The sequence below is a fragment of the Leisingera sp. XS_AS12 genome, from assembly GCF_041224635.1.
Lineage (GTDB): Bacteria > Pseudomonadota > Alphaproteobacteria > Rhodobacterales > Rhodobacteraceae > Leisingera.
On record NZ_JBGFGM010000128.1, the window covers coordinates 439,917 to 452,516 of the forward strand.

Genomic DNA, 12,600 nt, shown 5'->3' on the forward strand with positions numbered 1-12,600 from the left:
CGCTGGCCAACCACGCGCCCGTCAGCCGCAAGGCACGGTGTGGCAGGTTTCGCAGGCTGGGCATTGCCCCCGGTACGGCGCTTCTATGGGTATCCATCTTCGGCCGGTTTGGCCCGGTGCTCTCAGGCCTGCCGGGCCCGGTGCCCTCAGGCTTGTTGGGAATGTGCGTTCTGTTCCGGGATCTCGGGCAACACCGGCGCGGCGGCAATCAGCTGCTGCGTATAGGGGTGCCGGGGATTGGCAAAGATGTCCTCGGTCGCCCCCTGTTCGACGATCTCGCCACGCTGCATCACCAGGCAGCGGTCGGTGATCGTGCGCACGACGCTGAGGTCGTGGCTGATGAACAGGTAGCTCAGGTCGTAGGCTGAGCAGAGCTCGGCCATCAGGTCCAGAATGCGGGCCCGGACGGACACGTCCAGCGCCGAAACCGCCTCATCAAAGATGATCAGTTCGGGCCGGGTGATGAGCGCGCGGGCGATGGCGATGCGCTGGCGCTGCCCGCCCGAGAACTGGTGAATGTACTTCTGCCCGTCTTCGGGTTTCAGGCCCACCGCGGTCAGCGTTTCGGCGATCAGGTCGGCGCGGGCGCTGCCGGTTGGCGCATCATCAAGCAGGTGGAACGGCTCGCTGACCAGTCGCGCGACCCGGTGGCGCGGGTTGAAGCTGCCATAGGGGTCCTGGAAGACCACCTGCATCTTTTGACGAATCGCGGGCTTCAGATCCGGGGTGACGGCGGTGCCTGCCAGGCGAATCTCGCCTTTCTGTAGCGGCTCAAGGCCGAGAATCGCCCGTGTTAGGGTCGATTTTCCGCAACCCGACTCACCCACCAGTCCCAGCCGTTCACCGCGGTGCAGGGTGAAGCTGACGTTGTTTACGGCCCGGTAACGGCCCGGCTTGCCGAACAGCGATTCGCGCGGCGTTTTGTAGTCGCGGACGGCCCCGCGCACCTCCAGCAAAGGGTGCTGCGCCGGGGTGTCGGGCAGGGTGACCTGGTGGTTCGAGGCGGCAAACAGCATCCGGGTATAGGGGTGGCGCATATTGCGCAGCAGCCACTGCGTCTGACCGGTCTCGACCACTTCGCCATGCCGCATCACCACGATGCGATCGGCCAGATCCGCCACCACTGCCAGGTCGTGGGTGATGATCAGCAGCCCCATGCCGTATTCCTGAACCAGATCCTTCAGCAGCTCGAGGATCTGCGCCTGGGTGGTGACATCCAGTGCCGTTGTCGGCTCATCGGCAATCAACAGCCGTGGACGCAGCGCGATGGCCATCGCGATCACGACCCGCTGGCGCTGCCCGCCCGACAGCTCGTGTGGGTAGCGGCTCAGGGGGAACCGGTCCTGCGGCAGGCCAACCCGCTCCAGCACCTCGCAGGTGCGGACTTCCGCTTCGGCGCGCGGCATCGCCTGGTGGATCAGGATCGTCTCCATCACCTGTTCGCCGATGGTCTTGAGCGGGTTCAAGGCCGTCATCGGCTCCTGGAACACCATGCCCACCGAGCGGCCGCGGATGGCACACATCTGCGCCTCGCTTTGCTCCAGCAGCTGGGTGCCTTCCAGCGTGACATAGCCCTTGGTCCGCGCCCGCTCGGGCAGGAGCTGCATCACCGCCAGCGCGGTCATCGATTTGCCGGATCCGCTCTCGCCGGTCACGGCGACGACCTCGCCGGGGTCGACTGTCAGCGACACGTCCCGCAGGACGCTGAGACCGCCGATTTTCAGCGACAGGTTGGTGATGTCCAGCAGTGTCATGTGCGTGCCACCCGCAGTTTCGGATCCAGATGGTCGCGCAGCCCGTCGCCCAGCAGGTTCAGCCCCAGCACGGTCACGATGATCGCGCAGCCCGGCACCAGCGCCAGATGCGGCGCAAAGCTGACCATGGTCTGCGCATCCGCCAGCATCCGCCCCCAGCTCGGGGTGGGCGGCTGGGCACCAAGGCCGACGTAGGACAGGCCCGCCTCAGCCAGAATTCCCAGCGAAAACTGGATGGTGCCCTGCACGATCAGCAGGTTCGTTACATTGGGCAGGATATGCTCGGCCGAGATCCGCGCCGCGCCCTTGCCGGACACCCGTGCCGCGAGGATGAACTCCCGCTCCCATAGCGACAGCGCCGCGCTGCGGGTGATGCGGGCAAAGACCGGGATATTGAAGATACCGATCGCAATGATGGCGTTGATCGCGCCGGCGCCCAGCACGGCGGTGATCAGGATGGCGATCACCAGCGACGGGAAGGCAAAGACCAGATCATTGCCGCGCATGATCACCTCGTCGAGCCAGCTGCCCTTGCGAGCCGCCGCTGTCAGCCCCAGCGGCACGCCAACACCCATGCCGATGCCAACCGCCACCAGCGCCACCGCGATCGAGGTGCGCGCACCGACCATGATCATCGACATCAGGTCGCGCCCGAAATGGTCGGTGCCCAGCCAGTGCTGTGCATTGGGCGATTGCAGCTTGGCCGGGATGTTCATCACCGCATGGTCATATGGCGTCCACAGGAACGAGATCAGGGCCGCCAGCACTACCAGCGCCGACAAGGCGCCGCCGAGGATCAGATTGCGGGTCATGTGCGGCTCCTCAGCCGGGGGTCGACCAGCGCATAGGCCAGATCGACGAGGAAATTCACCGTGATGACGGCAAACACCAGCAGCATCACCACCGACTCCACCACGATCAGGTCGCGGGCGGATATCGCCTGGAACACGAGACGTCCGAGACCGGGCAGGTAGAACACCTGTTCGATGATGATGGCGCCGGCCAGCAGGAAGGAAAACTGCAGCCCGATGATGGTCAGCACCGGGATCAGCGCATTGCGCAGCCCGTGCCGCCACAGCGCCTGGCGACGGCTCAGCCCCTTGGCGCGGGCGCTGCGCATGAAATCCTCGCCCAGAATGTCCAGCAGGGCCGAGCGCATCACCCGCGTGAGGATCGCCGCCTGTGGCAGCGCCAGCGCGATCGCGGGCAGGGTCAGCGCATGCAGGCCCGCGCCGATGCCAGCCTCCCAGCCCGGAAAGCCGCCGGCGCCGAACCAGCGCAGGTTGATGGCAAAGATCAGCACCAGCATCATCGCAAACCAGAAATTGGGGACCGCCACGCCCAGCTGGGTTGCGCCCATCACCGCCATGTCACCGCCGCGGCCTCGCCGTGCGGCGGCGTAGATGCCGACGGGAAAGGCGATCAGCGTCGACAGGGCCAGCGCGTAGACCGCCAGCGGCAGCGAGACCCAGAGCCGGTCGGAGATCATCTCGGCCACCGGCGTGCGGTAGGTGTAGGAGGTGCCGAAATCGCCCCCCAGCATGCCGGTAACCCAGGACAGGTAGCGGGCGACCTGGCCCTGATCCAGCCCCAGTTCGGCGCGCAGCGCGGCGACGGTATCGGCCTGGGCATTGACGCCCAGCATGAAGGAGGCCGGATCTCCCGGCGCGACTTCGACCACCAGAAAGATCACCAGCGAGGCAACCGCCAGGCTGAGCAGCAGGGAAAGCAGACGTTTGAGAGCGTAGCGCAGCATGAGCGTGACGTTAGGAGGCCATTTGGCAGGGGTCCAGAGGGCAGAAGAGGAAATTGCCGGAATGTCTGAAAAATTGTTCTCTGTTAATGCGTTGTGGCCTGAACAGGGTCAGGTTTTGGGCGATAGACGCACAGGTTCCACCGGCTGTGGTCGTCGGGCAGGCGCAGCCGCCCGACGAGAAGGCGGGCGGTCGTTATTCGGCCCAACGCAGCGCGCTGAGATCAATCGCAGCGGTGGGCGCGTTCTCCCACAGCCCTTCCAGCCCGGCCTTGGCCACGCCCAGCTTGGCGAGCTGGAACAGGTAGCCGTTGACGTAGTCGGCGGCGATCATGGCCTGGGCTTCCTGCAGCAGGGTGGTGCGGCTGGCCGGATCGCTGCTCGCTTCCAGCCGTGTCATCAAGGCTTGGAACGCCGGGTTGTCATACTGGAAGTAGTAGTCGGGCCGCGCATAGATGCCGATGTCCATCGGCTCGGTATGGCTGACGATGCTCAGGCCGAAGGTCTTGCCGCGGAAAACGGTTTCCAGCCACTGCGCCCATTCCACGTTGATGATCTCGGCCTTGATGCCGACCGCAGCCAGCTGGGCGGCGACGATTTCGCCGCCGCGCCGCGCGTAGGAGGGCGGCGGCAGGTGCAGCGTGGTCTCAAACCCGTCCGGCAACCCCGCCTCGGCGAGCAAGGCGCGCGCCTTCTCCGGGTCATGGGCAGAATTGGCGGTCAGATCCTTGTAGGCCGGGTGATGCGGCGCGAAATGGCTGCCGATCGGGGTGCCATAGCCGAACATCGCACCGTCGATGATCGCCTGCCGGTCGATGGCATGGGCCACCGCCTGGCGGACCCGCAGATCGTCGAAGGGCGGCTGCTTGTTGTTGATCGCGAGGATGGTTTCCCCCTCGGTCGAGCCGACCAGCACTTGGAACCGGGGATCGGCCTCGAACTGGGGCAGGTTCTCCGGCGCCGGGAAGTTGTCGAAGGCGTCGATGTCCTCGGCCATCAGGGCGGCAAAGGCGGCGGTGGGATCAGAGATGAACTTGAACGTGGCCTTCTCCAGCGCGGGCGGCTCTCCCCAGTAGTTCTCGTTCCGCGTCAGGGCGATGCGATCACCCTGGACCCAGTTCTGGAACTTGTAGGCCCCGGTGCCGATCGGATTGGTCTTGATGCTGCCGATGCTTTCCGGCGCCACGATCACCGCGTCGCCCCAGGCCAGGTTGAACAGCAAGGCGCCGTTGGGCGCGTCCAGGGTGATCCTGACGGTTTGCGGATCCACCACATCGACGGCGGTTATACCGGCAAACAGCGCCTTTTGCGCGTTGGTACTGTCTTCCGCCCGCGCCCGGTCGAGCGAGAACTTCACGTCCTCCGCGTCAAAACTGCTGCCGTCGTGGAAGGTCACGCCCTCGCGCAAGCGGAAGGTGTAGACGGTGCCGTCCCCGGAAATCTCCCAGCTTTCGGCCAGCCCCGGCACCACCGAGCCATCGCCCTGGAACCGGGTCAGCCCTTCGAAGATGTTGCTGTAAACTACGGAATCGATGGCTTGGGCGGCGGCGCTGGTCGGATCCAGATGCGGTGGCTCCAGCTGCATGGCGATGGTGACGCTATCCTTTGCCCAGGCGCCACCCGCCATCAGTGCAATCGCGGATCCTGCCGCCAGAACAAGTGATCTCAACGCCATCTCAATACTCCCTGAATCCATTTCTGCGCCTGTTTCCGGCGCCTATCGGAAACGAGTTTCCCGTTTTCCCAAGCGTAATCAAGACCAGAGAGACATTTCGCGCACTGGAAGCGCGCGGCGTAACTTGGTACTCCGTGCGGAGTGTGAACAGCGGACAGGAAGCCATGAGCGCGACAGCCAGGAAACAGGCCCCCAACGCCGAAGATATTCGTGCCCGCAAGGGCGGCACGCCGCTGGTCAGCCTGACGGCCTATACCACGCCGATGGCCCGATTGATGGACAGCCACTGCGATTTCGTGCTGGTCGGCGACAGCGTCGGCATGGTGCTGCACGGGCTGCCCTCGACGCTGGGTGTCACCATGGAGATGATGATCCTGCACGGACAAGCCGTCGCGCGCGGCCTGTCCAGCACGATGATGGTCATCGACATGCCCTTCGCCAGCTACGAGGAAGGTCCCGCGCAGGCGTTTCGCAACGCGGCGCGGCTGATGGCGGAAACCGGCGCGGGCGCGGTCAAGCTGGAAGGCGGGGTCGAGATGGCCGAGACCATCCGTTTCCTCGTCAAGCGCGGGATTCCGGTGATGGCGCACATCGGGCTGACACCGCAATCGATCAACACCCTTGGCGGATACAAGGTGCAGGGCCGTGATGCGCAGGCCGATGCGGTGCTGGCTGACGCCCATGCCGTCGCCGATGCCGGGGCGTTTTCGGTGGTGCTGGAAAAGGTGCCCCAGGGGCTGGCCGACCGGATCACCGCGGAGGTGGCCATTCCGACGATCGGCATCGGCGCCAGTGCCGGCTGCGACGGGCAGATCCTGGTGGTCGACGATATGCTGGGCTTCTTCACCGCCTTCAAACCGAAATTCGTGAAACGCTATGCCGATCTGGGCCAGAACGCCGAGGCGGCGATTGCCGAATACGCTGCCGAGGTCCGCGCCCGCAGCTTTCCTGCCCCTGAACACGTGTTTGCCGATCAGGCGCCCTCCAAAGGATGACGACTCCCATGACCGCCCCGATCCTGCGCCGCCTCGACGGTCTGCGCACCCGCACAGCCGCGTGGCGCCGTGCCGGTGAAACCATTGCCGTGGTGCCCACGATGGGGGCACTGCACGCAGGCCACCTGTCTCTGGTCGAGGCCGCCAAGGCCGCTTGCGACCGGGTCATCGTGACCATCTTCGTGAACCCGAAGCAGTTCAACAACGCCGAGGACCTGGCCAACTACCCCCGGACCGAGCACGAGGACGCGGCCAAGCTCGCCCCCTACGGTGTCGATGCGATCTACGTTCCCGACCCGGACCAGATCTACCCGGATGGCTTTGCCAGCACCGTCGCCGTCACCGGCAGCATCACCGACGTCATGGAGGGCCCCTTCCGCCCCGGCCATTTCGAGGGCGTCGCCACGGTCGTGGCCAAGCTGTTCCTGCAGACCAGCGCCGACAAGGCGTTCTTCGGTCAGAAGGACTATCAGCAGCTGATGGTGGTGACCCGCATGGCGCGCGACCTGGATATCCCGATCGAGGTGGTGGGCTGTCCCACCGTGCGCGAGGCCTCCGGCCTGGCCATGTCCTCGCGCAACCTGCGCCTGTCCGAGGCGGCGCTGACCCAGGCCGCGGTGCTCTATGCGACGATGCAGACCGCTGCCACGGGCGCGGCACAAGGAGAGCCCTGGTCGGCTCTGGAGGCCGAAGCCCGGCGTGCACTGGCTGCCGCCGGGTTCGGCGAGGTCGAGTATTTCGACCTCCGATGCGCCGAGAGCCTCAAGGCGCTGGACTACCCTGACCGACCGGCCCGGCTGCTGGCGGCCGCATGGCTGGGCGATATCCGCCTGATCGACAATATCGAAGTGGCGCAGGTGCAGCGCTGAAGCGCATGTGCCGGGCTGTGCGATCTGCGCTGACCATGCCGCAGTCGGCGGTCAGCCGCGGCGCGGTTTTTGTACTAAAGATATAGTAGGGACTGGTAGCGGTACCGGATTTGCGTTTATTGTCTGCGGTCAGAGGAGACTGGAAGGCAGCAGATGACCTATATTCTGGCAATTGATCAGGGCACCACGTCCACCCGCGCGATCCTGTTCGACGGGGCGATGCAGGTGGCCGGTACCGCGCAACAGGAATTCACCCAGCATTACCCCCAGGCGGGGTGGGTCGAACACGACCCGGAGGACATCTGGGACAGCACTCTGGCGGTCTGTCGCCAGGTGATGGCGGACCTCGGGGTGGCGGCCTCTGATATCGCGGGGATCGGCATCACCAACCAGCGGGAGACCACGGTGGTCTGGGACCGCGAGACCGGAAAGCCGATCCACAATGCCATCGTCTGGCAGGACCGCCGCACCGCCGCCATCTGCGAGACGCTGCGGGCTGACGGCCATGAGGAGATGGTCGCCGACCGCACCGGTCTGCTGCTGGACCCGTATTTCTCGGGCACCAAGGTGAAATGGATCCTCGACACGGTCGAGGGCGCTCGGGCGCGCGCCGCCGCGGGGGAGCTGCTGTTCGGCACGGTGGACAGTTTCCTGATCTGGCGGCTGACCGGCGGTGCCGCGCATGTGACGGACGCCACCAATGCCGCGCGCACGCTGATGTATGACATCCGCAAGGGCCGCTGGAGCCGCACCATCAGCGATCTGCTGGAGGTGCCGCAGCAGATGCTGCCCGAGGTCAAGGACAGTGCCGCCGACTTTGGCATCACCGATCCGGAGATCCTGGGAGGCGCCATTCCGATCCTGGGGGTTGCAGGGGACCAGCAGGCGGCCACCATCGGCCAGGCCTGTTTCAAGCCGGGGATGATGAAATCCACCTACGGCACCGGCTGCTTTGCGCTGCTGAACACCGGCGACGCGCCGGTGGTGTCGAAGAACCGGATGCTGACAACCATCGCCTACCAGCTGGACGGCAAGCCGACCTATGCGCTGGAAGGCTCGATCTTCATTGCCGGTGCCGCGGTGCAATGGCTGCGCGACGGGCTGGGCATCATCGGCAAGGCGTCTGAGAGCGGCGTGCTGGCGGACAAGGCCGATCCGGGCCAGGACGTGATCCTGGTGCCCGCCTTCACCGGGCTTGGCGCGCCCTACTGGCAGCCCGACTGTCGCGGCGGCATGTTCGGGCTGACCCGCAATTCCGGCCCGGCGGAGTTCGCCCGTGCGGCGTTGCAAAGCGTTGGCTACCAGACCCGGGACCTCTACGAGGCGATGCGCGCCGACTGGGAGGACGACAGCCACCACACGGTGACCCTGCGCGTCGACGGCGGCATGAGTGCCAGCGACTGGGCGATGCAGAGCCTGTCGGACATCCTGGGGGCTGCGGTCGACCGGCCAGTGATGCAGGAGACCACCGCACTGGGGGCTGCCTGGTTGGCGGGGATGCGGGCCGGGGTCTACCCGGACCAGGCCGGTTTCGCCGAAACCTGGCGGTTGGATCGCCAGTTCGTCCCCCGGATGCAGCCCGAGATGCGCGAAGCGGCTTATGGCCGCTGGAAACGGGCGGTGCAGGCCGTGATCGGTATCTGAGCCCGCCAGCCAGCCCGCCAGCCAGCCCGCCAGCCAAGGCTCCCGCCTGCTTCGGCGCATTCCTTGCGGAATGACCTGCACAGTTGGGCGTGGCGCCGTGCATTCGCACGGCGCAGGTGCCTGCCGAGAAGCGGTTCAAGGGCAGCTCTGCCCTTGAACGCGCCAGCCCCAGTGTGGGGCCGCCCATCCCCGCCTCAAGGGTGAACCGTGCCTGCGGCACGGCGGCTGTGCCGCCCTTGACCCGGCGCTGGTCGGGGGGCGTCAGGCCAGCCGCGCGCCTGCGGCGATGGTGGGCGGGCGGGCGTTCAGTTCCTCGATGGAAAAGCCTGCGATGGATTTGTAGCGGGCGGCATGGGCGGCCAGTTCGGTGGTCGGGATGACCTCATCGATGTGGTCAAAGGCGCCGCCGCAGAGATCTTCCACACGTTGCAGCACCGCGTCCGGTCCGCCGCCCGCCCGGTTGGCGCGGCCAACGGCCGTGGCCAGCGGACGAACGGCGTCCTCGTAGGCCTGCAAGGCGGTCGGGGTGAGGCCATGGGCCAAGAGCTGCGCGCCGATGATCCGGGCATCCACGATGGCCTGGCTGGCCCCGTTGGACCCGATCGGGTAGGTCGGATGCGCTGCATCGCCTATCAGTGTCACCCGGCCGATGGTCCAGTGTGCCAGCGGGTCGCGGTCCACCATCGGGTATTCATAAACGACATCGGCGCCGCGGATCAGCGCCGGTACGTCGATCCAGCCGAACCGCCAATCCTCGAAATCGGGCAGGAATTCAGCGATGTCGGCAGGCCGGTTCCAGTCCTCGCGGCGCCAGGGGGCGGCGGGGTCAAAACTCTTTTCCGCGATCCAGTTCATCGTGACCAGCCCATCGGCGTCGGGGGCCGAGATCGGATAGGCCACCAGTCGCAGCTGGTCGTGGCCGATCATTGCCATCGCCGCGCCTCCCTTGAATTCGGGCGCGCGGGTGGTGGCGCGCCACAGGATGCGGCCATTCCAGATGGGTGCGCCCTCATCCGGGACCATCTGCGCGCGCAGCGCCGAGTGAATGCCATCCGCGGCAACCACCAGCGTCCCCTCGGCGCGGGTGCCGCCCGCCAGCAGCAGCGCCGCGCCGTCGGCGGTGGTCTCGAAGCCGACCGCGCGCCTGCCGGTGGTGATGCAGCCCGGGCCTGCGCGCTCCAGCAAGGTGCGGTAGAGCATCATCTGCAACGCGCCGCGGTGGACCGAATACTGCGGCCAGGCATAGCCAGCGCCGCGGCCGCGCGGCTCTTCCCAGATGGTGTTGCCCAGCTTGCTGTAGAACCCCAGCTGCCGGGTCTGCACCCCGATCGCCTCCAGCTCCTCTCCCAGCCCGAGGTCCAGCAACTCCCGCACCGCGTTGGGCTGCAGGTTGATGCCAACGCCCATCGGCCTCAGCTCCGCCGCGGATTCATAGATGTGAAACGGCACCCCGATCTGGTGCAGGGTCAGCCCCAGTGACAGCCCGGCGATACCGCCGCCGGCGATGAGGATGGACATGATAAGTATACCTCTCAATTTCCGTGGCACAGAACCACAGCCCGCCGCGCAGGGCAAGACTTAAGGGGAGGGGGAGGCTGTAGGGGAGGCTAGCGGCGACCCGCGATGATCAGGTCCGGGCCGAAGATGACGTCGGCATAGCTGTGCAGGTAGATCTTCAGCCAGGGGGTGAAGCGTTCCGGGTGGCGACTGACCTCGGCCAGCAGGTCGTGGTAGTCGACCCAGCGGGTTTCCATCACTTCGGCCGGGTTCGGCGTGACTTTCAGCGGGCGGTGCACATGGGCGAGGAACACATCCACCGCCTCATGTTCGATCAGCCCGTTGCCGACGTCGGCGCGGTATTCCAGGTGGTGCCGGAACTCGGGGTAAAGCCCGGTAATACCCAATTCCTCGCGCATGCGGCGCACCGCACAGGCCGAGGGTTGTTCTTCCCACATCGGGTGGGTGCAGCAGGTGTTCGCCCAGAGGCCTGGCGTGTGGTACTTGGTCATGGCGCGGCGCTGCATCAGGATTTCCACGCCTTTGACCACAAAGACGGAGACCGCCTTGTGCTTCAGACCGCGTTCATGCGCGGCCAGTTTGTCCACCGGTGTCAAATCGCCGTTCACCCAGGCGGGGATCATATGGCTCATGTTGTGTCCGTGACGGTTGCGTCGGCGTGGCTGCCCGCAGGGCACCCCGGCTCCTACCGCTAACGCCTGTGGGTTACGAAAGCAATTACGCGAAAGGCCGCGGCGAAAATGCCGCGGCCTCGGGGCTGGCCTGGTGCAGGCCGCTGCTTATTCGGATGGCGCCGTGGTCGTTTCTTCGGCGGCGGCAGCCTCCTCGGCGACAGGGCCGTGGCTGGCCAGGAAGGCGTAGATGTCCTCGCCGCCCTTCTTCAGGCGGAACGACATTTTCGACTTGGCCTTGGAGTTGCCGGTCTCTTCCCGCAGGAACGCGCGCGGATCGGCGGTGAAGGCGACGAATTTCTCTTCGTCCCAGACCAGCCCGGCTTCGCCCGCGGCAACGAGGTCCTTGCTGTAGTTGAAGCCCTCGACGGACCCGGCTGTTCGGCCTGCGATGCCCCACAGGTTCGGACCGGTCTTGCCGCCCTTGACGATAACCTCGCCCGCATCAGAGGTGACGGTGTGGCAGGCCTTGCACTTGTTGAACCCCTTCTCTCCCTTGTCCGGATCGCCCGCGGCAAGGGCGGGGGCAGCGAGGAGGCCAAGGATGGCGGCGGTTACGAGAGGTCTCATTTTGCTTGCTCCAGTTCTGAGTTGGCAGAGGAGACTCATCGTTTAATTGCCCGCGGAGTCAACCGGCAGTTTGACGCGCGGCATGCTGACAGCGGGCGTGGGGAGGCGGTCAGCGTGCGATTTCGCTGACGCAGGGCAGCAGGTCGCCCGGTTCCGGCCGGGCCAGCCAGACCGCGCGTGCGATGGCCCGGCTGAGACACAGCGCGGCGGCATGGGTGATCGCGGCCAATTCGGAGGGGTCGCCCATGGGGCGCGCATTGGTGCTGGCGGCAAAGATGAGATCCCCGTCGCCGGGCATATGGGCGGGGACGATGGCGCGGCCGATGCCGTCATGGGCGGCGCTGGCCATGCGTTGACATTGCGCCTTTGACAGATCCGCATCGGTGGCAACGATGGCAATCGTGGTATTGGCGCGCTCGTCGGGCAGCTTGGCGCCATCCGCCATCCGCTGCATCGCCTCCATGCGGCGGCTGGCAAGGTCGCGGCCAAGGCCGGCAGCGGTGTCCACGCCCAGCCCGCCGAATTCTCCGTCGATCTCGAAAGGGGCGGCCCAGAAGTGCCGCTCGCCGGGGGTGGTCACGGCACCAATCGGATTGGCGGCCACCAGCGCGCCCACCGTGACGCCGCTGTCCAGCACCAGCGAAGCGGACCCCAGCCCGCCCTTGACCATGGCCGTCAACGCACCGCAGCCCGCACCGGCAGTGCCGAGGCTGAAGGTCTCCGCCGCCGCCTCGAAGGCGCGGCGCCCCAGGGCCGCGTAAGGGTTCTGCTCCCAGTCCTTGTTGCCGCCGTTCAGCAGGTCGAACAGGATTGCGCCCGGCACCAGCGGGACCCGGGCCGGTCCAACCGCGAATCCGCGGCCCTGCGCGCGCAGCGCCTCGGTGACGCCGGAACAGGCCTCCAACCCAAAGGCAGATCCCCCGGACAGCACCAGCGCATCGATCTTGGCGACGGATTTATCGGGCGCCAGCAGATCGGTTTCACGCGAGCCGGGCGCGCCGCCCATCACCTGTACCGAGGCCGTAAAGGGCGTATCCGCGGTCAGCACCGTGGTGCCGGATTTCAAGGCGCGGTCCTCGGCGTTGCCAACGCGCAGGCCCGAAACATCGGTGATCAGGTTGCGGGGGCCCGGGGTCATGCGCGGTCTCCCA

At 66.4% G+C, this 12,600-nt stretch carries 11 protein-coding genes; 3 read left to right on the plus strand and 8 right to left on the minus strand.

Annotated elements, in window-relative coordinates:
• Positions 1–146: 146 nt before the first annotated feature.
• From AB9K35_RS24130 to AB9K35_RS24145, 4 genes are all read right to left on the minus strand, one after another.
• Positions 147–1,754, minus strand: coding sequence for an ABC transporter ATP-binding protein (locus tag AB9K35_RS24130; RefSeq protein WP_369930075.1), 1,608 nt, complete (start codon positions 1,752–1,754; stop codon positions 147–149).
• A complete protein-coding gene (locus AB9K35_RS24135) occupies positions 1,751–2,566 on the minus strand; it encodes an ABC transporter permease (protein WP_369930077.1) in 816 nt (271 codons plus the stop codon). Before AB9K35_RS24135 ends, AB9K35_RS24130 begins: the two co-directional genes overlap by 4 nt.
• The gene (locus AB9K35_RS24140; protein WP_369930079.1) at positions 2,563–3,510 is read right to left on the minus strand and encodes an ABC transporter permease; all 948 of its coding nucleotides are present in this window, start codon (positions 3,508–3,510) and stop codon (positions 2,563–2,565) included. The genes AB9K35_RS24135 and AB9K35_RS24140 overlap by 4 nt, the downstream gene beginning before the upstream one ends.
• Positions 3,511–3,703: 193 nt before the next feature.
• A complete protein-coding gene (locus AB9K35_RS24145) occupies positions 3,704–5,182 on the minus strand; it encodes an ABC transporter substrate-binding protein (RefSeq protein WP_369930081.1) in 1,479 nt (492 codons plus the stop codon).
• Positions 5,183–5,346: 164 nt separating this feature from the next.
• Between AB9K35_RS24145 and panB the strand changes: the two genes are divergently transcribed.
• The 3 genes from panB (at position 5,347) to glpK (ending at position 8,690) form a co-directional block, all read left to right on the plus strand.
• Positions 5,347–6,177 carry a 3-methyl-2-oxobutanoate hydroxymethyltransferase gene (gene panB / locus AB9K35_RS24150; RefSeq protein ID WP_369930083.1) on the plus strand — a complete coding sequence of 277 codons (831 nt, stop codon included), beginning with the start codon at positions 5,347–5,349 and terminating at the stop codon, positions 6,175–6,177.
• An 8-nt stretch (positions 6,178–6,185) separates the two neighbouring features.
• Positions 6,186–7,046, plus strand: coding sequence for a pantoate--beta-alanine ligase (panC, locus tag AB9K35_RS24155; protein ID WP_369930085.1), 861 nt, complete (start codon positions 6,186–6,188; stop codon positions 7,044–7,046).
• 153 nt (positions 7,047–7,199) lie between these two features.
• Positions 7,200–8,690 carry a glycerol kinase GlpK gene (glpK, locus tag AB9K35_RS24160; protein WP_369930088.1) on the plus strand — a complete coding sequence of 497 codons (1,491 nt, stop codon included), beginning with the start codon at positions 7,200–7,202 and terminating at the stop codon, positions 8,688–8,690.
• A gap of 261 nt (positions 8,691–8,951) precedes the next feature.
• Here glpK and AB9K35_RS24165 read toward each other — a convergent pair whose 3' ends face one another.
• From AB9K35_RS24165 to AB9K35_RS24180, 4 genes are all read right to left on the minus strand, one after another.
• The gene (locus AB9K35_RS24165) at positions 8,952–10,208 is read right to left on the minus strand and encodes a flavin-dependent oxidoreductase (RefSeq protein WP_369930090.1); all 1,257 of its coding nucleotides are present in this window, start codon (positions 10,206–10,208) and stop codon (positions 8,952–8,954) included.
• Between the two features lie 89 nt (positions 10,209–10,297).
• Positions 10,298–10,840, minus strand: a complete 543-nt coding sequence (idi, locus tag AB9K35_RS24170; RefSeq protein ID WP_222454616.1) for an isopentenyl-diphosphate Delta-isomerase — start codon at positions 10,838–10,840, stop codon at positions 10,298–10,300.
• 147 nt (positions 10,841–10,987) lie between these two features.
• The gene (locus AB9K35_RS24175) at positions 10,988–11,449 is read right to left on the minus strand and encodes a cytochrome c family protein (protein WP_369930092.1); all 462 of its coding nucleotides are present in this window, start codon (positions 11,447–11,449) and stop codon (positions 10,988–10,990) included.
• A gap of 109 nt (positions 11,450–11,558) precedes the next feature.
• Positions 11,559–12,587, minus strand: a complete 1,029-nt coding sequence (locus tag AB9K35_RS24180; RefSeq protein WP_369930094.1) for a P1 family peptidase — start codon at positions 12,585–12,587, stop codon at positions 11,559–11,561.
• Positions 12,588–12,600 lie beyond the last annotated feature (13 nt).

Coding starts and splice junctions, on each gene's coding strand:
- AB9K35_RS24165 (WP_369930090.1), bottom strand. CDS start 10,208: ATGTCCATCCTCATCGCCGGCGGCGGTATCGCCGGGCTGTCACTGGGG.
- AB9K35_RS24140 (WP_369930079.1), bottom strand. CDS start 3,510: ATGCTGCGCTACGCTCTCAAACGTCTGCTTTCCCTGCTGCTCAGCCTG.
- idi (WP_222454616.1), bottom strand. CDS start 10,840: ATGAGCCATATGATCCCCGCCTGGGTGAACGGCGATTTGACACCGGTG.
- AB9K35_RS24130 (WP_369930075.1), bottom strand. CDS start 1,754: ATGACACTGCTGGACATCACCAACCTGTCGCTGAAAATCGGCGGTCTC.
- panB (WP_369930083.1), top strand. CDS start 5,347: ATGAGCGCGACAGCCAGGAAACAGGCCCCCAACGCCGAAGATATTCGT.
- AB9K35_RS24145 (WP_369930081.1), bottom strand. CDS start 5,182: ATGGCGTTGAGATCACTTGTTCTGGCGGCAGGATCCGCGATTGCACTG.
- glpK (WP_369930088.1), top strand. CDS start 7,200: ATGACCTATATTCTGGCAATTGATCAGGGCACCACGTCCACCCGCGCG.
- AB9K35_RS24180 (WP_369930094.1), bottom strand. CDS start 12,587: ATGACCCCGGGCCCCCGCAACCTGATCACCGATGTTTCGGGCCTGCGC.
- AB9K35_RS24175 (WP_369930092.1), bottom strand. CDS start 11,449: ATGAGACCTCTCGTAACCGCCGCCATCCTTGGCCTCCTCGCTGCCCCC.
- panC (WP_369930085.1), top strand. CDS start 6,186: ATGACCGCCCCGATCCTGCGCCGCCTCGACGGTCTGCGCACCCGCACA.
- AB9K35_RS24135 (WP_369930077.1), bottom strand. CDS start 2,566: ATGACCCGCAATCTGATCCTCGGCGGCGCCTTGTCGGCGCTGGTAGTG.